At 66.9% G+C, this 23,531-nt stretch carries 23 protein-coding genes and 2 pseudogenes; 10 read left to right on the top strand and 15 right to left on the bottom strand.

Translation table 11 applies throughout. From position 1 onward, the window contains the following. Positions 1-149 precede the first annotated feature (149 nt). The 3 genes from LIV37_RS44730 to LIV37_RS44720 all read right to left on the bottom strand — a co-directional run bounded on the left by LIV37_RS44730 (position 150) and on the right by LIV37_RS44720 (position 4,998). The gene (locus tag LIV37_RS44730; RefSeq protein ID WP_121826624.1) at positions 150-3,335 is read right to left on the bottom strand and encodes an NACHT domain-containing protein; all 3,186 of its coding nucleotides are present in this window, start codon (positions 3,333-3,335) and stop codon (positions 150-152) included. 368 nt (positions 3,336-3,703) lie between these two features. Then, positions 3,704-4,246 (bottom strand): class I SAM-dependent methyltransferase, encoded by a 543-nt coding sequence (locus LIV37_RS44725; protein WP_020873673.1) that lies wholly within the window; start codon positions 4,244-4,246, stop codon positions 3,704-3,706. Positions 4,247-4,392: 146 nt separating this feature from the next. Next, complete coding sequence (locus LIV37_RS44720) at positions 4,393-4,998, bottom strand: dihydrofolate reductase family protein (protein WP_020873672.1); 606 nt, start codon at positions 4,996-4,998, stop codon at positions 4,393-4,395. Between the two features lie 363 nt (positions 4,999-5,361). On the opposite strand from LIV37_RS44720, the gene LIV37_RS44715 reads away from it, so the two are divergent. The 3 genes from LIV37_RS44715 to LIV37_RS44705 all read left to right on the top strand — a co-directional run bounded on the left by LIV37_RS44715 (position 5,362) and on the right by LIV37_RS44705 (position 7,483). Further along, positions 5,362-5,514, top strand: coding sequence for a hypothetical protein (locus LIV37_RS44715; RefSeq protein WP_020873671.1), 153 nt, complete (start codon positions 5,362-5,364; stop codon positions 5,512-5,514). A gap of 112 nt (positions 5,515-5,626) precedes the next feature. After that, entirely contained in the window at positions 5,627-6,706 is a 1,080-nt protein-coding gene (locus tag LIV37_RS44710) for a MerR family transcriptional regulator (RefSeq protein WP_020873670.1), read from the top strand. Positions 6,707-6,856: 150 nt separating this feature from the next. Beyond that, positions 6,857-7,483: a hypothetical protein gene (locus tag LIV37_RS44705; protein WP_121826626.1), complete on the top strand. Its 627-nt coding sequence runs from the start codon at positions 6,857-6,859 to the stop codon at positions 7,481-7,483. Between the two features lie 253 nt (positions 7,484-7,736). Here LIV37_RS44705 and LIV37_RS44700 read toward each other — a convergent pair whose 3' ends face one another. After that, positions 7,737-8,453 (bottom strand): hypothetical protein, encoded by a 717-nt coding sequence (locus LIV37_RS44700; protein WP_148717928.1) that lies wholly within the window; start codon positions 8,451-8,453, stop codon positions 7,737-7,739. A 246-nt stretch (positions 8,454-8,699) separates the two neighbouring features. Beyond that, on the bottom strand, positions 8,700-9,950 hold the full coding sequence (locus LIV37_RS44695) for an FAD-dependent monooxygenase (RefSeq protein WP_121826771.1): 1,251 nt from the start codon (positions 9,948-9,950) through the stop codon (positions 8,700-8,702). A 79-nt stretch (positions 9,951-10,029) separates the two neighbouring features. Here LIV37_RS44695 and LIV37_RS44690 point away from each other — a divergent pair, with 79 nt between their 5' ends. Then, entirely contained in the window at positions 10,030-10,617 is a 588-nt protein-coding gene (locus tag LIV37_RS44690; RefSeq protein WP_167525972.1) for a TetR/AcrR family transcriptional regulator C-terminal domain-containing protein, read from the top strand. Positions 10,618-10,705: 88 nt separating this feature from the next. Here LIV37_RS44690 and LIV37_RS52790 read toward each other — a convergent pair whose 3' ends face one another. Then, positions 10,706-10,888 (bottom strand): hypothetical protein, encoded by a 183-nt coding sequence (locus tag LIV37_RS52790; protein WP_020873665.1) that lies wholly within the window; start codon positions 10,886-10,888, stop codon positions 10,706-10,708. 318 nt (positions 10,889-11,206) lie between these two features. After that, positions 11,207-11,791, bottom strand: a complete 585-nt coding sequence (locus LIV37_RS44680; protein ID WP_121826627.1) for a hypothetical protein — start codon at positions 11,789-11,791, stop codon at positions 11,207-11,209. 401 nt (positions 11,792-12,192) lie between these two features. On the opposite strand from LIV37_RS44680, the gene LIV37_RS44675 reads away from it, so the two are divergent. Continuing rightward, positions 12,193-12,978 carry an ABC transporter permease gene (locus LIV37_RS44675; protein ID WP_020873663.1) on the top strand — a complete coding sequence of 262 codons (786 nt, stop codon included), beginning with the start codon at positions 12,193-12,195 and terminating at the stop codon, positions 12,976-12,978. Positions 12,979-13,029: 51 nt separating this feature from the next. On the opposite strand, the gene LIV37_RS44670 is transcribed toward LIV37_RS44675, so the two are convergent. From LIV37_RS44670 to LIV37_RS44645, 7 genes and pseudogenes are all read right to left on the bottom strand, one after another. Then, the gene (locus LIV37_RS44670) at positions 13,030-14,166 is read right to left on the bottom strand and encodes a hypothetical protein (RefSeq protein ID WP_148717929.1); all 1,137 of its coding nucleotides are present in this window, start codon (positions 14,164-14,166) and stop codon (positions 13,030-13,032) included. After that, a complete protein-coding gene (locus LIV37_RS51920; protein WP_276064851.1) occupies positions 14,160-14,783 on the bottom strand; it encodes a Rossmann-fold NAD(P)-binding domain-containing protein in 624 nt (207 codons plus the stop codon). The genes LIV37_RS44670 and LIV37_RS51920 overlap by 7 nt, the downstream gene beginning before the upstream one ends. Continuing rightward, positions 14,772-15,055 (bottom strand): annotated as a pseudogene (locus tag LIV37_RS52785) (ornithine cyclodeaminase); the annotation flags it as partial. The pseudogene LIV37_RS52785 and the gene LIV37_RS51920, both read right to left, overlap by 12 nt. A 258-nt stretch (positions 15,056-15,313) precedes the next feature. After that, complete coding sequence (locus LIV37_RS44660) at positions 15,314-16,207, bottom strand: LysR family transcriptional regulator (RefSeq protein ID WP_121826628.1); 894 nt, start codon at positions 16,205-16,207, stop codon at positions 15,314-15,316. A 25-nt stretch (positions 16,208-16,232) separates the two neighbouring features. Then, positions 16,233-16,919: pseudogene (locus LIV37_RS44655) on the bottom strand (transposase family protein); the annotation flags it as partial. Positions 16,920-17,180: 261 nt separating this feature from the next. Next, positions 17,181-17,753 (bottom strand): GNAT family N-acetyltransferase, encoded by a 573-nt coding sequence (locus LIV37_RS44650; protein WP_020873659.1) that lies wholly within the window; start codon positions 17,751-17,753, stop codon positions 17,181-17,183. A 40-nt stretch (positions 17,754-17,793) separates the two neighbouring features. After that, positions 17,794-18,315, bottom strand: a complete 522-nt coding sequence (locus LIV37_RS44645; protein ID WP_214664196.1) for an Lrp/AsnC family transcriptional regulator — start codon at positions 18,313-18,315, stop codon at positions 17,794-17,796. Between the two features lie 42 nt (positions 18,316-18,357). Between LIV37_RS44645 and LIV37_RS44640 the strand changes: the two genes are divergently transcribed. The 4 genes from LIV37_RS44640 to LIV37_RS44625 are packed head-to-tail and all read left to right on the top strand — an operon-like array spanning position 18,358 to position 20,372. Continuing rightward, the gene (locus tag LIV37_RS44640; RefSeq protein ID WP_020873657.1) at positions 18,358-18,762 is read left to right on the top strand and encodes a DUF2000 domain-containing protein; all 405 of its coding nucleotides are present in this window, start codon (positions 18,358-18,360) and stop codon (positions 18,760-18,762) included. Then, positions 18,759-19,190, top strand: coding sequence for an MFS transporter (locus tag LIV37_RS44635; RefSeq protein WP_121826631.1), 432 nt, complete (start codon positions 18,759-18,761; stop codon positions 19,188-19,190). Before LIV37_RS44640 ends, LIV37_RS44635 begins: the two co-directional genes overlap by 4 nt. After that, the gene (locus tag LIV37_RS44630; RefSeq protein WP_020873656.1) at positions 19,190-19,552 is read left to right on the top strand and encodes a hypothetical protein; all 363 of its coding nucleotides are present in this window, start codon (positions 19,190-19,192) and stop codon (positions 19,550-19,552) included. Before LIV37_RS44635 ends, LIV37_RS44630 begins: the two co-directional genes overlap by 1 nt. Before the next feature lie 55 nt (positions 19,553-19,607). After that, a complete protein-coding gene (locus LIV37_RS44625; protein ID WP_121826632.1) occupies positions 19,608-20,372 on the top strand; it encodes a transposase family protein in 765 nt (254 codons plus the stop codon). 178 nt (positions 20,373-20,550) lie between these two features. Here LIV37_RS44625 and LIV37_RS44620 read toward each other — a convergent pair whose 3' ends face one another. Beyond that, a complete protein-coding gene (locus LIV37_RS44620) occupies positions 20,551-21,165 on the bottom strand; it encodes a polysaccharide deacetylase family protein (RefSeq protein WP_158635005.1) in 615 nt (204 codons plus the stop codon). 71 nt (positions 21,166-21,236) lie between these two features. On the opposite strand from LIV37_RS44620, the gene LIV37_RS44615 reads away from it, so the two are divergent. Next, entirely contained in the window at positions 21,237-23,522 is a 2,286-nt protein-coding gene (locus tag LIV37_RS44615) for a penicillin acylase family protein (protein ID WP_121826634.1), read from the top strand. The last annotated feature ends 9 nt before the right edge of the window (positions 23,523-23,531 follow it).

The following is a 23,531-nucleotide window of genomic DNA, read 5'->3' as shown; positions in this document are numbered from 1 at the left end:
CCCCGTCTGGATGACGACCAGCAGCTGACGCCCATCATGGGCGTGGACCCGTGCTGCGTACCGACCCGCCGTTCGCCCGGGTCTCTGCCCCCAGCCGACCGACAGCACGACCACCGGTCGTCTCAGGACCGTGGGCTGTATCACGTTTCCTACTCCCCGGTACTTCGGGGGTTGACCTGGATCGTGTCCGGCAGCCGGTCGGCATGGAGGATGCGGCAGGCGGGCGGGGTAGTCACGCGGCGCAGCTCAGGATGTGCGGCCAGGGGAGCCAAGTCGACCTCATCGGTGTCGTACACAGCGAGCCAGGTGAGCGCAGGGAACGCTGTGCAGACCGGCCCCAGATCCGGCCTCTCGTGGTGTGCCATCAAAAAGACGGTCTCAACCCCCTGGAGAAGGACACCGGTGGCAGCGAGCGTGGCGAGTTCGGCACAATTCAGGCTCAGGATTCTCAGTTTCTCCAGGTGCGCGACTGCCTGCCATTCTTCCTTGGTGGGCGGGACAGCCAAGTCCAGTCCGAGTTGGCACAGTCCGGAGAAGTCGGCCAGAGCGGTCAACTCACGGGCGTCTTCCGGGAGGAACAGACAGTCCAGGGGGGATTCATGCGGCACGACCTCAAGTCCTCGCCACTTCGACCCCGTGCGCAAGCTGAGCATCTTCAGCTGGGTGAGCCGGTGTAGCGGGTTCAGATCCGTGATCCCCGGCAGGTCGGTCAGGACCAGCCGCTCCAGGGGAAGCCGCGTCAGTGGCGCCAGAGAGGAGAGCTTCGGGCATCCTTCGAGGTATAACTCCCGCAGACTCTCCTGGCTCCTCAGGAAGGCCAGATCGGTGACGGAGGTGTTCTTCGTCAGCCTGAGGCTTTTCAACTGTCGATCTTCGAAGGCGGCCACAATCTGGGCCGGACTGAAGTCGCCCATCAATTCGACCCTTCCGTGGCCTCCCAGTCGGCTGAGCGCCGCGAGTTCTTCCGATGTACGAATGACGATGACTACGTCCGTCTTGTCCAGCAGATGACAGACGATCTCGCTCGCGTACGCATCGGTGTCGAACCGATCCCAGTAGAAACCCAGCCGATGATGCACGAATCCACTGCCGTGCTGCAGATATCGAGCCAGGCACGGCAGCGCGGAATCCCCACCGATCAGGCTTGCGGCCGTGACGACGGAGGCCGCCGTAAGATCGTTGGCGACCTCATCCGGCCCGGGCAGCAACTCCAACACGATGGGACCGATCTGGGCGAGTTCCTTCGCCTCCGGGAAACTACGCGGCGGAATCAGCTCACCAGCCCGCCGTTCCACGTCCGCGCGTACGGCCGGATCCAGTTTCGGGGCGTGTTCCAGGCACGCCGTCGCCAGCAGATGGAGCCGAGCACGATGATTCGGCTCCCGGTCCCCGCGCTCTACCAGACCTCGTAGAATCCGGGCTCGCTCGTCCGGGCGCGCGTGGGCGACGGCCATGCGCAGCACGTCTTCCCATTGGTCCAGATGGCCGTGCTGGACGAGCACGTCGAAGTCACGCTCCTCCACCGCCGCCCGTGCGCCCAAGTAGTCCTGAAAAGTGCGGTGCACGAAGTCCACGGCCTCGGCGGCCGGTTCGCGCAACAGACCCGACCGGACGAGCAGGTGGCGCAGGATTTCCTCCGCGGAGCCCTGTGCGGCGACGTATGGCATGGACGGCAGCAGCCGTTCCAACTGGTGCACGGCGTCCGCCCGGTCCATCTCGGCACGTCCGTTGCGGATCATCCAGTAGGCAAGCCGCTGGAGCAGTTCGACCTGGGACTCCTCGTCCAATTCCACGGTCAGATCGCGTTCACGGTCCCGCCGTTCCAGGAGCATGGACAGCGCGGCGTCGTACAGGGCCTTGCGGCCGCGGGGCAGGAAGCCACGGCGCTCACGATGCAGGGCACAGATCAGGGCGCACATTAATGGGTTGGTCGCCAGCCGTCCGAGCTCCTGCTTGGTGCGGATGGCGTCCAGCAGCGCCGTGGCCATCGCATGATCGGCTCCCGCTGCTTCATGCCATCGACGGATGAAGACGGTGACGTTGCCGCGGCTCATCGAGGACAGGGTGAGTTCGGTGAAGTTCTCGCTGCCCAGCCATTCCTCACTTATGGCGGACGGGCGGGATGTGACCAGCCACAGGTTGTCCGGAAAAGCGGCCAGGAGGTCGGACAGCCACCGTCGGGTGCGGGTGCGCTCCTGCTCTGGCACCTCGTCCATACCGTCCACCAGGAGGAGCCCACGCCCACCGGAGAGAACTCGGTCGGCCCAGCCGGCCGGCTGGGATCCCGCGAGCGGGCAACTCACGGCGTTCAGGAAGTCGCCCGGAACAGGCAGCGTGGCGTCACCGCGCATCAGGGTGCGCAACGGCAGGACGAAGGGCACGCGGCCCATCAGGTGAACCAGTTCACCTGTGAGCCGTTCTTGACGGGCGGTGCTAACGGCCAGCCATTGGACAAGTGTGGTCTTGCCGGAGCCAGCGACGCCACGCAGCAGTACCCGCTCGCTGCTGGCCAATGCTTGTTCGACAGGCTGCGGAGCGGACGGCAGCCAGCGCTCTGGGACCGCGATGCCCGCATCGCTGGCGAGGTCGAGGGCGGGGTCGGGCACTGCCCGGTGCTCGGTGTCCCGGGTCGCTTCCAGGCTGAGGTATGCCGTGTCCAGGGGCCAGTCACGGGACTCGTTCAGATCAATCCCGTAAATCGTCACGCGGCTGTGCTTGGCCGCGATGAATCGTGCGTAGCGCTCCTCGAATGCCGCGTCCTGCCCGCTGCGAGAGGCTAAGCGCTCGGTGAGCACATCGGTGCGGGTGATCAGTTCTTCCAGCTGCCGACTCTGTTCGACAAGCGTGCGTGCCACGAAGGTCGAGCGCTGGGCGAAGAAGTGCAGGATGTGCAGGGACGAGCTATTCAGCAGTTCGGAGTACAGCGAGACGGAATCTTCGCTGAGGAAACGTACGAGCTCTTTACCACCCGCTTGTGCATACAGCCGCGCGGCGAGCTTCTCATGGCCGAGCCGTACGGCTTGTGCGTCGTCGAGATCGAGATCGCCCAAAGCAAGCACGGTCAGCTCCAGGGCATCTGTGACGGCCTCCAACTCCGCCCCATCAAGCGGGCTTTCGCGAGTTTCACGTGCCGCGCGATCCACCAGCTCCCGCACGAGCCCCCGCAACTCCGTCTCGCCGAGAGTCCGCTTCTCTCCCCTGAATGACACCAGCCCGGACATTCGCACCGGCCGCTGCACCAGCCCCGCCCCGGGCCCTTCCCGTACGAACAGCCTACGCACCAGTGGCGCGACGAGACTGGAAGCCAGCTTCGTGCCAAATACTGACGGGTCCATGGTCACTCGCTCCCGGAAGCAGTTGTCGACGCGGCTCGACCAGCGTACTTCGGCATGACATTTGGGGGGATCACAGATTTCGCCGGGGCCGTGAGATGCCACGGGCAATCTTCGACGACGAGGCGCATGCCGTGAACGTGCTGACCAAGTACATCCGGCACCGCCCCCACAGTCCCGGGAGCAACTGCCCCCGGACGGTGACGGTATCGAACCACCCGCCCTGGACAACGTCCCCGACTTCAAGGCCCATCGAATCGATCGACGGCCCGCTCTCGGTAGCCTGGTGAACGAGTACCGCCAGGCTGCCTGACCGAACGGCATCGCCGCAGTGCACAGCATCGAATCGCATTTTCCAGCGGCACAGAGCATTAGGGCCTGATATGCACGGAAACGGCATAGTTCCCGTCGGCGTAAGGGTCGCGAGCCCAAGTCGCGTACCTGGCCTCAACGATGAGGCCCACCGCACGGCATTGCGCGTCGTAGTCGTCCAGGGTGTAACCGCGGTCCAGGGCGAAACCCGCGACGAGACGCCCGGCCGGACGCACGTGGGCCGCCGCTCCAGCCACCAGGGCCTGCTCCGTTCCCGGTGGGGTGAACAGAGGGACATTACCCGCCAGCACCACGACATCGAATGACAACCCCAGGTCGAGGTTGATCAGATCCTGCAGATACCAGCGGATCTCCGGGGCCAGCCGCCGGGCTGTGGCGAGCATCGACTCGTCGGTGTCCACACCCGCCACGTCGATCCCGTGACGGGCCAGTTCGATGGCCACCCGGCCGGTACCGCAACCCGCGTCGAGGACCGTGGTGGGCTGGAAGGAGCGGACCAGCGCGGCCTCACCGTGGACGTCCCCTCCTTCGGCGGCGATGCGGTCGAACCGGGACTGGTACTCATCACCGTTCCACATCATGCGGCCAGAGTGTCATATGCGCGGGTGCGCGCGACCATACGGGCAGCGAGCGGCTCTGACCGCTTCCGGAATCCGTCCGAGGAAGCTGTCGTCAGCCCCACTCAGCCCCGCCTGCGCGTCCCCCGCTACTGGGGGCGCGAAACTGCCTAATAGCTGTCGTAGCCGGGCTTACCGCTCGGCCGGTAGACGCCGACGATGGTGCCGCCCCTCGTCGTCGAGACGCTGACCGGCTCCAGAGCAGTGGGGATCGCTCCGTCGGCGAACAGCCGCTTGCCGGTGCCGATGATCACCGGATGGATGGTCAGCCGGTACTCGTCGACGAGGTCGTGCCGCATGAGGGTCTGGGCGAGGTCGCCACTGCCCACGACGTTGATGTTGCCGTCGTCGGACGCTTTCAGCTTGCGTACGGCATCGACGATGTCGCCCTCCAGCAGCGTGGAATTCTGCCACTCGACGGATGTCAGGGTCCGAGACGCCACGTACTTGTGCATGCTGTTCATCCGATCGGTGAACGGGTTGTCGGGATCGGCGGTCGGCCAGTATGACGCGAAGATCTCGTACGTCTTGCGGCCGAGCAGCATCGCGTCAGAGGACTCGTACCAACCGGCGATGGCCGTGCCGACCTCGTCGTCGGCCACCGGCTTCTGCCAGCCGCCGTGCTCGAAGCCGCTCTGAGCGTCCTCGTCCGGACCGCCCGGCGCCTGCATGACGCCGTCCAGCGTCAGGAACGTGCAAACGATGATCTTGCGCATGGTGCGCTCCCTTCGTCGACGGGTAGACCGCACAACCGCCGGAAACTCATCGGCGGAACTTCCGCGGCGCCCGGGCCGGGTATCGGCGTAGCGGCTGGGCCTCGCCGGCGCGGCGGTCACTGTTCATGCCGAAGGGGACAGCTCGGCGGCGGATCGAACCGGACGCACTTACGACGGACCGATCCCGCCGGACGAGGAGTTCCTCGTCGAGCCCCAGGACATCGGCACCAGCCGCGACCGCGCACTGGACGCAGCCACCCGCCGGCTCGCGAAGCACCCCGACTGCCCATGACGCGCCCTGGTCGCCGAAGGGGAGAAGGTGGCGGGCTCGCACCCGGCCGGGAAGCTGGGCGCGGCCGTCCTGTGCGCCACCACGAACCGGAGCTGACGGACTTCTACGCCGGGCTCGGCTTCACCCGCCGTGAGTACGCACGCTCCCTCTTCGCGGACCCAGGGCAGAGCGCCATGGCCCCGCTGGGCCCCAAGGCCCAGGCCGAACGAGCCCAGGCCGGCTGAGTGGGAGAACCATCGGACGGGGCCGAGCAGAAAACTTGGTTGACCTTCACCTTGGGGGAGCCCACAGCATCAGTGGAGCCGGGCGACGCGCTCGGCATGAGGAGGAACGAGCATGGGGTTACTGACCATCGGGGCGTTCGCGAAGGCGTCCCGGCTGTCGCCGAAGGCACTGCGTCTTTACGACGAACTGGGCCTGCTGACCCCCGCCCGCGTCGACCCGGTGACCGGCTACCGCCACTACGCACCGGAACAGCTGGACCAGGCCCGACTGGTCGCCTGGCTCCGCCGCCTGGGAATGCCCCTGGCCCGCATCCAGCACGTCCAAACGCTGAATGCAGCCGCGGCAGCCCAGGAGGTCCGCGCGTTCTGGGCCCAGGTCGAGGCCGACACCGCCGCACGGCGGAACCTGGCCACCTTCCTCATCGACCACCTGTCACGGAAGGACCCCGCCATGTCCCCGACCGCCAAGCCCCTGGGAATCCGTTACGCCGCTCTGTCCGACACGGGCCTCGTCCGCGAGAGCAACCAGGACACCGCCTACGCCGGACCCCGGCTGCTCGCCGTCGCCGACGGCTGCGGCAGCCAAGGAGCCCCCGCCAGCGCAGCCGCCATCGACGCACTCAAGCACCTCGAAACCGACAGCATCCCGGCCGGCAACCTCCTCAACCTCCTCGAAGACGTCATCGAACAGGCCAAGCAGGCCGTGAACTCCCTCTCCGCGAGCGGATCTTCGGCCGAAGGCACCGGCACGACACTCACCGCGATGCTCTGGACCGGATCGCAGCTGGCCCTCGTCCACATCGGCGACTCCCGCGTCTACCTCCTACGGAACGAAGAACTGTTCCAGATCACCCACGACCACACCATGGTCCAGTCGATGGTCGACGAAGGACGCCTGAGCCCGGAAGAAGCCGCCTCCCACCCTCAGCGGTCGCTGTTGGCCCGGGCCCTGGGCCAAGGAGCCGACACCACCCCCGACATGCGCCTCCACGACGCCCAGCGGGAAGACCGATATCTGCTCTGCTCCGACGGCCTGTCGACCGTCGTGCCGACCCGGGACATCCACCGAGTGCTCGCCGAGATCAGCGAACCCGAGCAGGCCGTCCGCGAACTCATCGCCCTCGCCAACGCCTCCGGTGGCCCCGACAACGTCAGCTGCGTGGTCGCCGATGTCATGGAGCTCCAGCAGTAGGAGCGAGCGGCATGCACTCCGCATTGGGCTCTGGCCGCGATTTCGTGAATCCGCAGGTCATCCACAACCAGGATCGTGCGCACAACACCAGGGAGGAGTCAGGTCACCCCGGCCCTCACTGGGTGTCCATGCCGAACTAACCTTCGGGCCATGGCCTTACGACCTGACGAGTTCTACGACCATGCGCTTGCCGCTGCGGATGGTGAGCGTCGGCTCCCGCTCGCGCGCATGGCACGGTGGGACATCAGCCCGTTCGAACCGGACGGATTGCGCGTCGCGCCGCTGCGCCCTCCGGTTCTGCCAGAGCCTCCGCGACACGGCGAGGACCCGTCGAACTGCGAGGCGTGCCGTGACCGAAGCGATGGGATCTGGTTCAACGGCAGTTGGCGGCTCACCCGGATCACGGGAGTCGGTGTGCCGCTGGTGCTCATGCTGCATCCGCGTGAGCACTATGACATGGCCGACCTGCCCGATGAGCTGGCAGCCGAGCTGGGGGTCCTGTCCACTCACATCGTCCGCCACGTGCAGGCCCTGCCACACATTTCGCGAGCCCACGTCTACCGCATCGGAGATGGCGGCGCACACCTGCACATCTGGTTCTTCGCCCGGCCCGAGGGACAGACCCAACTGCACGGATCATGGATGCCCGTCTGGGACGATCTGCTGCCGGAATACCCGGCAGATGTTGCAGAAGCAGATGCGGCGATCGTGGCAGACGCATTGGTCGCCTCCATCGGAGGTCGTCGCTCGGCTGCCGGCGAATCGCGGCACGACTGATCACTGGCCGCGGTTCCGTGACGGTCGTGGCTGGGTGAGGACCCGGGCTCGGAGAAGTTCGAACGAGGTACGGCCGTGCATGGCTCGCTTGAGCGTTTTCACGCGATTTACGTGTCCTTCGACAGCTCCGGAACTCCACGGCAAGGTGAGGCCGGCAGAGACGGCGCCCGACGGCCCGGCGGAGGAAGCCGGCGAATCCGATCACCGGCTTCGGAGCATCCTGCTCAGCCTGGATGGGCTTGCGGCTCCGGGCTCAACTGCCCAAGGGGCGATATGCCGAGTTGACGCCGTCGAGAGCCCAACCGTCGCCGCCAGAGCGGCAGTTCAACGCGCTGTCGGCTGTGCGCGACGCGTTGGTACCGGTATTGAAGTTGCCATTGGGACTGTTGGGCAGGAGGCCCATGTAGTACTGCCCGCTCGAAGTCCACACACACTGGTGCAGGTTGAGGTACCGGTTGTCGGCCAGGTCGAACGATTCGACGACGGAGTTGGCCAGGAGCAGCCGCCAGCCGCCCCCACCAGGGCCACAGTTCAGCTTCGTATCGGCCGTGTTGGAGACGTTGGTGCCGGTGTTGAAGTTGACATTCGGGGTGTTCGGGAGCACCGCTGTGTAGTGCTGCCCGGGAGAGAAGTACACGCACTGATGCACGTTCAGGTACCGGCCGGCGGTGAGATCGAAGGCCCTCACCGCGGAGTTGGCGGGCGTCGGCCTCCAGCCCCCGTCCCCCGGACCGCAGGAGAGCACGGTGTCCGGCGTGCTGGAGACGTTCGTGCCCGTGTTGAAGGCGGCATTCGCCGTGTTCGGTAGCACGTTCGTGTAGTGCCCGCCGCTGCCGACGTAGACGCACTGATGGAGGTTCAGATAGCGCTCGGCCGGCCGGGCCCCTGGCTGCTCTGCCACAGCGGTGCTTCCCAGGGTCACGCCGATGGCTCCTGCGGCTGCTGCCGCAACAACGGAAAACCTGTGCATGGCACGCTCCTCCCGAACCGACGACGCCGCCCAGCAGGGCATCCGCTCACCAAGCTACTGATGCGAAGCCCAGAAGAGTGCGCGAGCACACAGAGGTACCCCGTACGGCTTATCAGCCCGGATGTCAGTGTGATTACCCGTTGCCGAGTCGGTCGGCCGCGATCGACGTGTAGTGCTCGGTCGACGGGCTTCTGAGCAGATTCCCCGTGCACTCCGCACTTGATGCCGAGGTTGCCGTCGTCGCCCCTACGCGGCTGCGACCGGGACGGGGTACGCCGGGAGCTGCCAGCCGCCGCCGCGGTCCTCCTTCGAGAACCGCGCTACCAGGTCGGGGATGCGGAAGAAGCAGGCCAGCGCGGTAGCGCTCTGGAAGGCGCTGATCGCGTGCTGGTTCATGGGCATGCCCACGCGCAGCAGGCGGGGGTTCACCTCGGCCTGGATCTCGTTGACGAAGGGCCGCAGGACGCGGTCGTAGTTTGCCAGGGCGGTGGGCAGGTCATCGGCGTGCCGGTTGATCTCACCGGCCAGGACGTAGGCGCCGACCAGACCGCCGGAGACGCCCATGCCGCTGTAGGGAGAGGCGCAGTGCGCGGCGTCGCCGACCAGGGCCACGCGGCCCTTGGACCAGGTATCGGTGCGCACCTGGGCGATCTCCTGGGAGTAGAAGAACGGGCTCGTCTTCATGCCCTCGACGAAGCGCTCGACCTGCCAGCCGGCGTCGCGAAAGCGGTCGGCCCAGAACTCCTGCCGCCGCTCGACGGGAGCGCGGTGGATCGCGGAGGCTTCCGCCGATTCCTCGCGCATCACGAAGTACACCTGAGTCTCGGTCGCGTTGTGGCTGCGCCGCATGATCTGTCGGCCGCCCGGGACCATGTAGGTGTCGCGGATGTTGCTGTCGGAGGCGATGCGCGGGACGAACCAGTAGGCCATGTGGATGCCGACGCGCCAGTACGGGTCGCCCCCCTCCGGAAGGAGCGCCCGCCGGATGCGTGAGCCCTGTCCGTCCGCGCCGACCAGCAGGTCGTACTCGCCGGAGGTCCCGTCCGAGAAATGGGCGGTGACGTGGTGCTCGTCCTGGTCGAAGCCGTCCACGCTCTTGCCGAAGACGTACTCGGTGTCGTCCTTGGTCGCGTCGTGGAGGATGCGGACCAGGTCGCCGCGCATGATCTCGTACTCCGAGGTGAGGGTCTGTCGGCCCTTGCCGGAGGTGTTCGCCATGATCGTCGCCTTCGGCCTCCCGCGGGAATCGACGAACGCGACGCCCGCCTCGTCCACCAGCTGACTGCGCACGGTGTTCAGCAGCCCCATGCGTTCGACCGCCTCGATGCCCTGCCCGCGCAGGTCGACCTGCGCGCCCAAGGCGCGCAGCGCCGGGTAGCGCTCGACGACCGCCACCTGGTGACCACCGCGGGTGAGCCAGAAAGCCAGCGCCTGCCCGGCGACGCCGCCACCTGCGACGAGAACCCGCAGAGAACGCTTCGTGATCTTGTCCGTCATGACGGCCATTCCAAAATCTATCGGTGATTGATTTCCTTCCAGAGTCTTCTATCACCGATAGATTGTCAACGTGACCAAGATGAACCGTGAGACCGTCGTCACCGAGGCGCTGGATCTGCTCGACGAAGTGGGACTGGAAACCGTCAGCACCCGGCGGTTGGCCAAGCGCCTGGGCGTCGAGCAGCCGTCGCTCTACTACCACTTCCGGACCAAGAAGGACCTCTTGGCGGCCATGGCGGAAGCCGCCATGGCCCCTCACGCCAGCGCGCCGCTCCCGTCGCCCGAGGACGACTGGCGCGAGTGGTTCCTGGAGAACTCGCGCAGCTTCCGGCGCACCCTGCTGCAGCGCCGTGACGGCGCGCGCCTCCACGCCGGCACCACCCCGGCCAGCGACCTCGACCGGATCCGGCGCAAGATGACCTTCCTCGTCACCTCCGGCATTCCCGAGAAGGACGCACAAATGGCGATGCTGGCCGCCAGCCGGTACACGGTCGGCTGCGTGCTGGAGGAGCAGGCGGATACAGGTCCGAAGGAGGACCTGCCGGCCGATGTCCCGGTCCTCGACCATGAAGCGGCATTCGAAGCGGGCCTCACCCTCATCCTGGGCGGCCTCATGCAGCGCACCGCCACGACCAGTTCCACGGTCCATCCGGAGCCCGAACGCTGACCCCGCCAGAGCAGGCCACGTGGGCGTGCGGGTCCGACCCCTTGCACCGCCCGGCGACTGCGCCACCTCGCCGACGAGCACCTCCGCGTCATCCGCACCGACCCCCGACGGCGCCCAGCTCGTCCTTCTGGACCGGCTTCTGGACCGGCACGACGACCGTGACGGATTCCTCATTGCCGCTGTCGCCCCGCGGGCCCTGCCCGATGAGGCATGCCGCGGCGATCCCGGCCCGCAGCTCGACGCGCTCGGCATCGGCACCGCACTCCAGCACCCCGCGGGCCGGACCGCGCCCACCTCCGCTGGGTGTGAAGTGTGTCGTGCGCTGTCGCGTCGGGCGGGTCCACTCGCCCGGGCGGGACAGCCTCGGCAGGGGTAACGGCCGGCCTGGACGGTCCGCGCCCGTCACCTGGGCCTGTTCATGGCCTGGCTGCGGCACGCGCCGAGGTGCCCGTCGCCGACGCCGGTGCGGGGCAAGTCAGGCATTCCCCACGGCTACGCAAAGGTCCGTCGCCGTCTGCACGAGCCGGATGACCTAGTCGACCGCGCCAGTGACGAGGAGGGTCGCCGGGCCTTGGCCCGGCCCTTCACCTCAGTCCCCCGTGGGCCCCTCGGCCAGGGAACGCAGCCGTTTTGTCAAGTCACGGCTGGAAACGTGCTGATACGCCGCGTCACTGGACGCGATGTCGCCCTGCTCGACCGGGCAGGAATCCCAAGCACTCACTGAACCGCTCAGGTTGAACGTATCCACCAACCGGCCTGTCCTGGCCTCGAGCACCCGATAGCTGTATGCCGCCGAGTACACCGGCACACGGGTGCTGACAGATCCGTCACCACCCAGCTCCTCGTACTCGCATGTGATCAGCTGGCCACCCACGGATTCCTTCGCCAGAAATTCGCAGACGATCAGCTCCGGATCACTGGAAGAAGCCCATTTGTCAGGCAGCTTCGGCTCGTCATCGGCTTCGGCATCCGACTCCGTGTCCGATTCGTCGAAGTCGGGACCGCCCTTGAACAGGGTGACGGTGTGCGTTCCGCCACCGGTGTAGGCAGGCGCCGCCGGATTCCAGGGAAGGACATCGTCAGCGTCGAACCGCGTATCACCGCATGCCTGAGCGATCGAGTCGGCGCTCGGCGTCGGGGACGGAGAAGGTGAAGGCGAACGCGAAGCGGTCACGGGGGATTTCCGCGCCGTGGCTGCCTCCTGGGGAGACTCCTTGTCCGAGTCGTCCGAGGCACCGGAACACCCTGCCAAGGCCACCAGTATCCCGACGCTCACCACCTGCCGCAGCCGTCCACCTCTTGGCTCTCGCGCCATGCCCCACTCCGTCGCGCCCCATCCGGCCATGCCCCACCTCCGTCACAGACGGTACGGTCCTGCCGCGGGACCCCTCCCGAGTCGCCGGACCTTTCCGGGCGATCCCGGGCTCCGCTCATGTCGTGGAGACGCTTTACGGGCGAACGAGCTCGCGTCGGGCTGGGCGCGCGGAGCGACGACGGCCCGCCCCTGCGTGGGGGCGAGGTGCGGAGCGCGTGACGGCCTGTCGCGCGCCACTCGCGGCAATTACGGTGAGGCACGTGACGCTGAGCGCGAGATCCCTACTGCCGGTCAACCTCACCCTCGGCGTGCTGCTGATAATGCTGCTTGCCGTGGCCGCAGGCGTCGCCTACTGGTTCCGGCTGTCTCCCAATCACTCGGTCAACCGATCCCGGGAGATCGCGGTTGCGGGCGTACGCGCGGCGGCGCAGCTCGCCGCTGTGTCCCTGGTCATCACCTGGGCCGTCACCAGCTCGGCGGGGCTGGCCGCGTTCCTGGTCGTGATGTTCGGCGTCGCCGTGCGCACCGCGGGCCGACGGCTGACGAGCAACCGCACCTGGTGGCTGACGGCCGCACCGATCGCCGCCGGAGTCGTCCCCACGGTAGCCGCTCTGCTTCTGACGGGCCTCGTTCCCACGAAGGGTCTCGTCCTCATCCCCATCAGTGGCATCCTCATCGGCGGCGCCCTGACGGTGACGGTGCTCGCGGGCCGACGCGCCCTCGATGAGCTGGAGCTCCGGCGTGGCGAGGTCGAAGCGGCGATGGCTCTGGGTCTGCTCGACCGGGATGCGCGATTGGAGATCGCACGGCCGGCCGCGTCCGACGCGTTGCTGCCGGGCCTGGACCAGACGCGCACGGTCGGGCTGGTGACGCTTCCCGGGGCGTTCGTGGGCATGCTCCTGGGTGGAGCGAGCCCGCTCATGGCCGGGGCCGTTCAGCTGTTCGTCCTGATCGCCCTGATGGCGGTCCAGTCCATTGCCGTCGCGGTGACCGTCGAACTCATCGCCCGGCACCGTCTGTTCCGTCCTGAAACGCATGCCACCTGACGTCCGCGCCGGGACCTCGTGTCTGAGGTCTGTCTGCGGCGGGCCCTACCGTCACAGCGCGCTACTCTTCTTGGAAAGGATCCATACGTAGTACCACTTCCCGCTCTTCATCACGTGAGGGCTATTTTCAACTCTGGCCGTAATGGCTCCCCAAAAGGTCCCCGCGGTGGTGAATCCGAGAGTCGTGAGTACACGTTCGAGAACCGAGCCGTTCACGGCAATGAGCAAGGCCGCCGTCGATGCAGCCACAGCTCCAGTCACCGCCCATACCCTCTTTCTTCTGGCTGCAAGGAATTCGACCCGCATCGCCTGCACCTGGTCTTCGATCTCCAGACGCAGTTTGGTCAGCTCAATCTGAGTCTGCTCCCCGTTGAGCGCCTGATCCATGGATAGAAAACTGCTGCGCAGAAAATTACGAAACCCTCTGTATGAGTCGAACTCCGCTGTAGTGATCTTGCTGAAGTCCTTGAGGGTGACACCCTCGATGAACGGCAGGTCGATTTCCAGGACGGGGCGGATGAGCCGGTCCTTGACCGGGTTCGACTCCGAAGGGTCGATCAGCCTCCCGTTCCTGATGATGTAGTCAACCGCTGCTACCTGCTGGACCGCCTGCGGGGGCTGCCTGACTCCTTGGACCATTTGTTGCCCACGGGTGGAATAGCTTGGGAGATACCAGGCAAGTCCGGCTTTGAGCAGCGGCTCGGCGTGAAGCAGCCAGGTGCCGAGGGCCGCCAGGTCGGGGCAGTGCATGCCATAGGAAAGGGCGGTGTAGTTCACCTGCCTATGGCGCCAATGCCCATCGCCCTCCCGCGGCAACGTGTATTGACGCGTTCGTACCTCGTTCGCCGCTCCCATCATCACTCCCCATTCGGTGGGGTTGTGCTCCCCCACCTCGCGGTAAGGAGCGGTCCATCCATGAGACAGAAGCAGGGTGTCCGAGATGAGAGTAGTACGCTTGGTGAGATCCTCGAATTTTCCGCTGTCGATGGTCAGCCCAACGCTGAAGTTGGACCGGACGAAGCTCGCTTCATCCCGGACCCTCCGCAGCTGCACATCGAAAAGCCTATTCCCGTAAACCTCGGCCATCCTTACCGGGTCTTTACGGACACTCGGAGGAAGCCGACGGAAGACCTTACGCATTCGACGTGCGACGCCCGCGTCGCCAACCGCCTGTCCGTAGTTCAGCACTCGCCCAAGTGTGGCCACATCGGGCTTCCAGCACAAGCCAGCCCCGATGCCTGACGCACGGTCACCGCCGGGTCACCGGTGGCCGCTTGGGACACCGGGCTCGCCGCGAGAGCGAAACCGAAGAGATCCTTCGGGTCGTCCGGGTCGGCGACGAGATCGATCTCCTCGCACAGAGGGCCGCCGCTGACGCTTTCATACAGGTACAGCAGGGCCGAGTAGTCCTCGATCGCGAATCCGACCGAGTCGAAGACGGTGATCTCATTTTCGGCGGTCCGGCCCTCCGCCTCACCCGCGAGAACCTTCCACAAAGGGGTGACCGGAAACGTCCCGGGGAGTGCCTGGATCTCCCCCTCGATACGCGTCTGGGGCTCGGATTCGACGAACACCGTACCGCGGCGCAGGATCTCTGGATCGAGTTCGGTTTTTCCTGGGCAGTCACCGCCGGGTGCGTTGATGCGGACCCCTGGGGAGACATCCGCACTGTACAGCAGTATCGCATGCGTCTTGTCCGCGGTGCACGTCGTGATGATGTCCGCGCCGCGAACGGCCTCCTGCCCGGAGGGGCATACCTGGATATCGAATCCGTACGTGCCAGCGCACGAGCCGCCATGGCCGATGTGGCGGCGGTCCGTAGCGCCGCCAGTATGGTCATCTCGGCGATGAAGACGGGATATCCATTGTGAACATTGGCGAGCACCCCGAAGGCGGTCACTGTCTGGTACCCGCGCACGGGATTGAGCGGGTGGCCATTGACGTACTTGAAGCTATAGAGGTCCGGGTCCGCGATCGGCATCAATTCCATGACGCCGAACGGCGTATGGCTGGCCACGCGCTCCGTCTTGTTGAACACCGGCCACCGCCGAAAGTCCTTCTCTATTGCTTCCGCCATCCCGGTCAGGGTCGGGGCGACTCCCTGTGCGGTAAGCCAGCGAATCATGTTCCTCACACCGACGAAGCCGGTCATCGGGCGATCACCTCTCAAGTGGCATTCGGGAGTTCGCTGGTTCCCGGCGGGTTCCCAGCTCATGCCGACAGTGTGGCCGGAAGGCAGTAGCGAAGAGAAGCCTGGAAATACCTGGAGGTCGCCATACTCTCTATGGCGGTTCTGGTCATGCCCCGCGGCCGTGCCGGTCCGGCACGGCAGGCGTCAACCGGTCCCGTTGTGCCACGTTGCGACAATCCGCTGTGCCCTGACTTCCAGCTCTTCGCACAGCTTCCCGGCGGGCCCGGAGACGGTGGAGCGGAGCATGGCCACACTCACCTGCCGGGCCAGGACCGACCCGTCGACGGGCCGGATGGCGAGGTCGAGTTCCGACTCATATCCCGTCAGAGCAAGCCGCGGGATCAGGGCGGCCGCGAGACCCGTCGCGACGAAGCCCTTGAGGATCGCGTAGTCGTCGGTGCGCATGACTCGCACCGGCTCGAATCCTCTCTGCGCGCAGGCCCGGCTCAGCATTCGGTCACACGGGTCCCAGTCGCTCGCGCCCATGATCCAGCCCTCGTCGCGGAGCCGGTCCAGCGGGACGCTGTCCAAGGCAGCCAGGTGGTGACCGGCCGGCAACGCCAGCAGAAGGGGGGCTTCGAGCAGGGGACGCAGTACGAACCCCTCCCCCAGATCCAGTGGGTCGCCGGGCTGGGAGTACACCAAAGCGATGTGCACGCTGCCGGCGCGCAGCGCGTCCACGACGCTGGGCAGCTCTCCTTCCACGATTGAGACCTTCACACCCTGGCCGGCCAGCTGCCGGACCGCCGACGGCAGCAGCAGTGCGCCGGCCGTCGGGAAGGTCGCGACGCGCAGGGACATGGCGCCGTGCTCAACCAGGGCGCTGGCCTCTTGTTCCATCAGCCCCACCCGACTCAGCACGGCTTCCATATGCGGCAGCACCGACCGGCCGACCTCGGTCAGACGCGCTCCGCGCGGGCCACGGTGCACCAGTGGGGCCCTGAAGTGGGATTCCAGCGAGGCAAGATGGTGGTCGACGGTCGGCTGACCGTGGTGCAGGGACCGCGCGGCCGCCGCAAGGGAGCCCTCACGCGCGATGGCTCTGAGTGAGCCTTTTCCATCTTCACCCTGAGCAGGTCAAATGAAGGGTGAGTACGGCCTGGACGAGGCTGGTGATTCGGGTGGTCGAGCACCGCAGTTTGCGGAGGAGCCGCCAGGACTTGAGGGCGGCGACGGCCTGCTCGACGAGGGCTCGGATCTTCGCGTGGGACCGGTTCACCGCCTGCTGGCCCGAGGAGAGGGTCTCCCACCGCCCCCAGCACGGGGCGCGGACCGTGCCCCCGGCACCTCGGTGTCCCTTGTCGGCCCAGCACGGGACGCCGGCCTCGGCCAGGGCGTCGATGATGCCGTGTTCGCGGGCCGCGCGGATGTCATGGACGGCGCCGGGCAGAGCCGGTGATGCCCACAGCAGCCGGCCGATGGGATCGGCGATGACCTGCACGTTCATCCCGTGCTTCTTGTGTTTGCCGGAGTAGAACGGCCGGTCCGCGGCGATGCGGTCGATCGGTAGGAGCGTGCCGTCGAGGAGGAGATAGGCCTTCGCCGACGCGATCCGCACCGCGTCGGCCAGACTGGGGGCGAGAGCCGCCAGGAGCTCGACTGCCTCGGTGACATATCGGTAGGCCGTCGTGGTGCCGACGCCGAATCCGGCGGCGAGCTGGGCATAGGTGTGTCCCACCCGGAGGTGGGCGAGGGTGAGCAGGGCCTGTCGGCCGGCGGTCAGGCGCCGGCGCGTTCCACGTCGCAGGCGTGGGCTTTGCGGTGCCGATCATCCTGGGCCGGCGGCGCGGCGAACCGCGTCGCACAAGGACGCGGCCGCGCGGGCGGGTTCGACACCGCATGCGGTGGGCCGGTGGCGGAAGCGGCGGGCTTCCGGCCCGCGGCCGCACCGCGGCGAGACGTTCGAACCGTCGACGGATCGGTATGTCGTCGACAAGGTCCACGATGTGGTCGGGCCGTATCCGGACCCGCCTGAGCGGACGCACTCACACCCTCTTCACCCCGGCTGTTCTCACGAAGCGTGGATGAGCCACTCGAGTTCGGACCCGCGCGGTTGCCTGTCCGCGAGTATCCGTGCTTCTTCGCCCGGGTGTGCGGCGCTCGGGCCTCTCCAGACAACCCGAAGCCCCGCGCTGATCAACGCTCGCTCCGATCCGGCATTCTTGGTCAAGGTTCGAGCGGTGACGGTTCGGTTCGGGAACGAGACCTGGGCGGCATTGACCGCCGCGGTCGCCAACTCGGTCGCGTAGCCGCGGCCCCAGGCGGTCGGCGCGATGCTCAGCCCCAGATTCCAGAGGTCAGCGGAGAGGGTACGGACGCCGCCGATGCCGACGAAGGTGCCCGAGGGGAGCCGCCCATCCGCACTGTCGGCTCGGAGGAACGCGGTCCAGATACCCAGCCCGGTCGCGCTTCGGCTCAGCTCTGCGGCGTCTATGAATCGAGTGGTGGTCTTTTCCGCGTCGGCGGGGGAGCCGTCGAGGTAGGTCCACACGCGTTGATCTTCGAACATGGTGAGCAGGAGCCCCCGATGCCGGGGGAGCAACGGCTCCAGCCTCAACGAGGACGTGAAGGCCGGCGTGGTCATGCGAGTCCCTGTTCACGGTCGGGGTGGCAGCGTCGCGTTCTCATGGACCATCGACGGGCTCGATGACCTTGGCGCGTCGGCTGAGATAGATGATCGAGGACCGGATGTCGGCGATTTCGGGCCGCCGGGCGAGTTGAAGAACGAACTCGCGCAGTTCGTCGGTAGTGGGAACGGCGACGTGCGCGAGGAGGTCGGCCTCGCCGGTGACCATGTACACGGCGATCACATCGGGGAGATCCGCGACCGCGTCGCAGAAGGCGGACGCGGTCGGAAGCGCTTGAGGCCGGATCTTGATCGATACATGCGCCTGCACACTTCTCCCGATCCCACCGAGATCGACCGCGGCGTGGAAACCGGTGATGACGCCCCGGTCCTGAAGTGCCGCCACCCGAGCCAGGCAGGTGGAGTCGGCAACGCCGAGTTCGCGGGCGAGTTGCCGGTTGCTGAGCCGAGCATCTTGCTGCAACCGGCGCACGATCGTGCGATCTGTTTCGTCCACAACACCCCCCCAAGACCCTGCAACCGAACTAGTTTCGGTTTCGGGCCAGTATAGCCGAAACATGCGTAGCCTTGCCGTCGAGAAAGCGACAATGAGTGAGGTTCCATGGCAGGCAAACTGGTGATCGTCGTCGACGAAGGGCTGGAGCGCGGGGTGGCGGCCAACGTCATCGGGCTGCTCGGTATCAGTGTCGGGCGCCATGTCGAGGGGATTGTCGGACCCGACGTCGTGGACGCCTCGGGCATCTCTCATCGCGGCATGAGCACCATCGGGCTCCCGGTGCTTGCCGCGGACGACGAAGCTCTCAACCGGCTGTACCAGGAGGCCTCGGATCATCCCGGCATCACGGTGCTTGACGTCACCGACGCGGCCGTTTCCTCGCGCGACTACGACGCGTACACCCAGCGACTGCAAGACCCGGAGCGAGGGTGGCGTCCGCTGGGCCTTGCTCTCACTGGGCCCAGGCGTCAAGTCGACCGCCTCACCGGCAGGCTGGGGCTGCTCCGGTGACCGCCACCACCAGCAGGGTCCGCCCCGTGCGGTATCCGCTCTGGGCCGGACGCACGACAGCGCTTTTCGCGATCGCCGTCTCCGCGCTGAATCTGCGCTCCGCCGTCACGTCGCTGTCACCGCTCCTGGACGGGATAGGCGACGATTTCGGCTTCGGTGCGGGCACTGTCGGAGTCTTCGGGATGCTCCCGCCGGCGTGCTTCGCCCTGTTCGGCGCACACACTCCTGCGATGATCCGCCGCGTCGGCCTGGAACACACCGCGGTCGTCGCGATGCTCGTCACCGCGACCGGCGTCGCCCTGCGCGGTCTGGCCGGGAATACCGGTTCCCTGCTCCTGCTGTCCATCGTGGCGCTCGCCGGGATGGGCATCGCCGGCGTCGTCATCCCCCGCTGGTGCGGGAGTACCTCTCCGACCGCCTTGCTCTGATGAGCACCGTCTACCTGATCGCGCTCCACCTCGGGGCGCTCCACCCGCCGCTCCTGGCGGTGCCTCTCGCGCATTCGGTCGGCTGGCGTCCTGCCCTCGCCGGCTGGGCCGTGATCGCCGCCCTCTCGGCCGCACTTTGGATCGGCACCGACCGGACCCGCGAGCACCGTCCGCACCCCCACCACGTCAACCGGCTCGAGGTCGAGGCGCAGCCGGTCGGCGTGCTCCCGAAGCACGCCTGGAGATCACCGACGGTGTGGAACCTCACCGTCCTGTTCGGCATGACCTCGCTGAACGTCTTCGTAAGTGAGCTTTTTCCAGCCTGGTGCTCAGGCTGGCCAGTTGGGCTGACAACGAGGTGAAGCCCCTGGTAGATGGGTTTTCGACCAAGAGAACCGTCTCCACCAGAGGCTTCACGTGCTTGTCTACCCGTCGGGCGTCGGCGTGTCCAGCTCCGCCCTCCGCTTCCTCGCGCAGCAGTTGCGGCGCCACCGCCGCGCGATCGGCTCCCCGTGGCGGCGCCTGACCGCCGGCCGACAGGCCCTGCTCACCCTCGCCCACCTCCGGGTGGGACACACCTATGCCCAGCTCGCCGCCGGATTCGGCGTCGGCACCACGACGGCCTACCGATATGTCACCGAGGCAGTCGAGCTCCTGGCGGCTCTCGCCCCCAGTCTGGCCGACGCGGTGCGGATCGCGTCGGCGAAGGCCTATCTCCTCCTCGACGGCACGCTCCTACCGATCGACCGCATCGCCGCGGACCGGCCGTTCTACTCCGGCAAACACAAGAAGCACGGGATGAACGTGCAGGTCATCGCCGATCCCATCGGCCGGCTGCTGTGGGCATCACCGGCTCTGCCCGGCGCCGTCCATGACATCCGCGCGGCCCGCGAACACGGCATCATCGACGCCCTGGCCGAGGCCGGCGTCCCGTGCTGGGCCGACAAGGGACACCGAGGTGCCGGGGGCACGGTCCGCGCCCCGTGCTGGGGGCGGTGGGAGACCCTCTCCTCGGGCCAGCAGGCGGTGAACCGGTCCCACGCGAAGATCCGAGCCCTCGTCGAGCAGGCCGTCGCCGCCCTCAAGTCCTGGCGGCTCCTCCGCAAACTGCGGTGCTCGACCACCCGAATCACCAGCCTCGTCCAGGCCGTACTCACCCTTCATTTGACCTGCTCAGGGTGAAGATGGAAAAGGCTCAGTACCTCGAACTGCCGCAATTCCAGCACGGATGTAGTGCGCTCGGCCGATGCACTGTGGATGGACCGTGAGGCACAGGACTCCGTTCGGCTCGTTCGCGTAGGCGTAGTCGAACTGAGCGATCCACTGTTCAAGCAGCGCGTTGATCGGGGTGAAGCCGTGTTCATCCCGGGCACGTACTCGGTCGGCGGGAAATCGTCGAGATACCAAGACACCGGAACCTCGAGGAACTCGGCCGGCTCCCCAAAGGTGTTGCCGTTCTCTCGGTCGAGGTGACCACGGGCCGTGGGTGGTACGGCTGAAAGTCGCGCCCCCCCAGGGACGGGTCCCAATCGAATCCGAACTCATCGAGCAGGGCCGGGGTCAGCGCGGTGAAGTCCCACGCCAGGGACCGGTAACCGCGAGGCCGCACGCCGACGTACTTCTTATGCTGCTGTAGTGTCACCTCCATCAGTCGCCGTTCCTCTGCCGGATCCAGAGTGGGAACAGCCTCGTGGTAGCATCCGTGCGCGGCAATCTCGTGGCCCGCGTCGACGATCGTTCGAAATTGTTCGGGGAATGTCGCCATCGTGTGGGCCGGCGTACAGAAGGTCGCCCGGATACCGTGCCGCCGCAACAGATCGAGGATACGGGGTACGCCCACCTCGGCTCCGAACTCGCCGCGTGAGAGATACGACGGGCTTGTCAGGTTGAATGATCCCATCCAGGCCGCGTGGGCATCGAAATCAGCCCCAATATTCACGGCAAGGCGCTTGCCTTCGGGCAGGTTGAGCGGCATAGCAGCTTTCTTCATTAGTTCCTGTAGATAGTTTCAGGCTACAGGTGGATTTGATCATCAGGAGGGCATCGGTGGCAGACGGCACCCCATCGCACATACCTGGCCTGGCGCAGCCCGTGACCATACGCACCGACCGCTGGGGAGTTCCGCATATTGAGGCGTCGTCCGCGGACGACGCCTTTCTCGCTCAGGGCTGGGTAGCCGCGCGAGACCGGTTGTTCCAGCTGGACTGGTGGCGGCGGCGCGGTCTCGGCCGCACCGCGGAGGTGCTGGGAGCAGACTACGTCGAAAGGGACCGCGCCGCGAGGCTGTTCCTGTATCGAGGTGATATCGATGAAGAGTGGGCTGCCTATGGCCCGCGGGCCCGCTCCGCGGTCACCCGTTTTGTCGCGGGAGTGAACGCTTGGATAGCGGCCACCGTGCGAGACCCCGGGTTGCTGCCCCCGGAATTCACCGAATTCGGTTATCGGCCGGCTCTCTGGGAGTCTGAGGATGTTGTCCGGCTCAGGTCGCACGGCCTCTACGGCAACCTCGAACAGGAAGTCGCGCGCGCGGTGACCCTGCGCGAGTTCGGCGCGGAGGTGGAGGACTTGCGCAGACGGCGGGAGCCGGCGGTCCCACTGTCGGTTCCCGAGGGGCTTGACCTGGCCACCGTCGACCCACACGTTCTCGACACCTACCGGCTTGCCATGGGTCCCGTCGCGACGCACCCGATGCCGACGCGCACCCTCGAGGGGAGCAACAACTGGGTCGTTGCCGGAGGGCGCACCACGTCCGGGCGTCCGCTGCTGGCCAACGATCCGCATCGGGCGATGTCGTTGCCGTCGCTGCGCTACTTGGTTCACCTCAAATGTCCCGAGTTCGACGTGATCGGTGCTGGGGAGCCCGCGCTGCCCGGGATCTCCATTGGACACAACGGGGCGGTGGCTTTCGGGCTCACGATCTGGGCGGTCGATCAGGAGGATCTCTACGTCTACGAGCTCCATCCGGACGATGACTCGCGATACCGGTATGGCGATGGCTGGGAATCAATGGAGGTGACGCATGAGCGGATCCCGCTGGCCGACGGCGACCGAGAGGTCGAGCTCCGTTTCACCCGGCACGGCCCGGTCATACACTCCGACCCGACCTGCGGCATCGCACACGCGGTACGCGCCGCGTGGCTCGAGCCCGGCACGGCGCCGTACCTGGCAAGCCTGAACTACCTCGACGCGGTCGACGGTGCCGCTTTCGCCTCCTCCCTGGATCCATGGCGGGCGCCCGGCGTGAACCATGTGTTCGCCGACGTCGACGGACGGATCGGCTGGTGCCCACGAGCGCTGGTTCCGGTCCGCCCGAACTGGGACGGTCTGTTGCCCGTGCCCGGGGATGGCCGTTACGAGTGGGCCGGATTCAGGGAGGCCCGCGAGTTGCCCACCGTTGTCAATCCGGCCAAGGGGTGGGTGGCGACCGCCAACGAGATGAACCTTCCCGACGACGGGTCCTGGGCCCCTGTTCCGGTCTCTTACGAGTGGTACCCGCCGTTCCGGGCGCAGCGGCTGCATGAGGTGCTCGGCGCGGACACGCGGTGCGATGTGGCGGGGTCCGTGGCGCTGCAGAACGATGATCTCAGCGTCGTCGCACGCAGCGTCTGCTCCGTTCTCCCCGCGGGCGGTGGGGACGGCGACCCGGATATCGGCGCCGGGCTCGCGTTGCTGCGCGGCTGGGACCACCGGATGGTCATCGACTCGGCCGCCGCGGCGCTGTTCGAGACATGGCTGCGGGGGCCGTTGCGTGAACGTCTCTACCGGGACGCGCTGCGTCCACTGGTTCCGCACCACCGGCTCGAGGCAGCTCTCGCGTGGGTGCTGCCGGGCGATTCGCTGTCCGGCGACATGACTGTGCAGACCGAGTTGCTCAACACTTGTGAGGACCGGACGCGGGTTCTCCTGGAGACGCTGGGACTTGCCGTACGCCAGTGTCGGAAACGGTTGGGCAACGACCCCGCCACTTGGTCCTGGGGCCGGCTGAACACGTCGCTTTTGCAGCACCCGCTTTCTCCGCATGTCGAGGGGGACCTTCCTTGGCTGCGAGTCGGGCCGCGGCCAAAGGGCGGCGGTCCTGAGACGGTTGGCGTCGCCGTGCGGGATCCGAAGACCGGCGTGCAGACGACCGGCGCCAGCGTTCGGTTCGTCGTCGATGTCGGGAACTGGGACGCGAGTGTCGCGATCAATACCCCGGGCCAGTCCGGTGATCCGCGCAGCTCACACTACGACGACCTCTACGATCTCTGGCTGGCCGGCGAGGTCTTCCCGCTGCTCAGCTCCCCCGAGGCGGTCCGCGCCCACACCGAATCGAGCGAGGTCTTGCATCCGTGAGCAGGCGGG

Source organism: Streptomyces rapamycinicus NRRL 5491 (assembly GCF_024298965.1).
Classification (GTDB): domain Bacteria; phylum Actinomycetota; class Actinomycetes; order Streptomycetales; family Streptomycetaceae; genus Streptomyces; species Streptomyces rapamycinicus.
The sequence above is the reverse complement of the archived record's forward strand: the minus strand, read 5'-3'. Positions and strand labels throughout refer to the sequence as shown.

Excerpts from the sequence above, each read along its gene's own strand:
- LIV37_RS44645 (WP_214664196.1), bottom strand. The coding sequence starts at position 18,315 with ATGTTTCGGCTATACTGGCCCGAAACCGAAACTAGTTCGGTTGCAGGG.
- LIV37_RS44720 (WP_020873672.1), bottom strand. The coding sequence starts at position 4,998 with ATGCGCAAGATCATCGTTTGCACGTTCCTGACGCTGGACGGCGTCATG.
- LIV37_RS44640 (WP_020873657.1), top strand. The coding sequence starts at position 18,358 with ATGGCAGGCAAACTGGTGATCGTCGTCGACGAAGGGCTGGAGCGCGGG.
- LIV37_RS44700 (WP_148717928.1), bottom strand. The coding sequence starts at position 8,453 with ATGCACAGGTTTTCCGTTGTTGCGGCAGCAGCCGCAGGAGCCATCGGC.
- LIV37_RS44630 (WP_020873656.1), top strand. The coding sequence starts at position 19,190 with ATGAGCACCGTCTACCTGATCGCGCTCCACCTCGGGGCGCTCCACCCG.
- LIV37_RS44710 (WP_020873670.1), top strand. The coding sequence starts at position 5,627 with ATGGGGTTACTGACCATCGGGGCGTTCGCGAAGGCGTCCCGGCTGTCG.
- LIV37_RS44695 (WP_121826771.1), bottom strand. The coding sequence starts at position 9,950 with ATGACGGACAAGATCACGAAGCGTTCTCTGCGGGTTCTCGTCGCAGGT.
- LIV37_RS44725 (WP_020873673.1), bottom strand. The coding sequence starts at position 4,246 with ATGATGTGGAACGGTGATGAGTACCAGTCCCGGTTCGACCGCATCGCC.
- LIV37_RS44650 (WP_020873659.1), bottom strand. The coding sequence starts at position 17,753 with ATGACCACGCCGGCCTTCACGTCCTCGTTGAGGCTGGAGCCGTTGCTC.
- LIV37_RS44620 (WP_158635005.1), bottom strand. The coding sequence starts at position 21,165 with ATGCCGCTCAACCTGCCCGAAGGCAAGCGCCTTGCCGTGAATATTGGG.
- LIV37_RS44690 (WP_167525972.1), top strand. The coding sequence starts at position 10,030 with ATGAACCGTGAGACCGTCGTCACCGAGGCGCTGGATCTGCTCGACGAA.
- LIV37_RS44730 (WP_121826624.1), bottom strand. The coding sequence starts at position 3,335 with ATGGACCCGTCAGTATTTGGCACGAAGCTGGCTTCCAGTCTCGTCGCG.
- LIV37_RS44705 (WP_121826626.1), top strand. The coding sequence starts at position 6,857 with ATGGCCTTACGACCTGACGAGTTCTACGACCATGCGCTTGCCGCTGCG.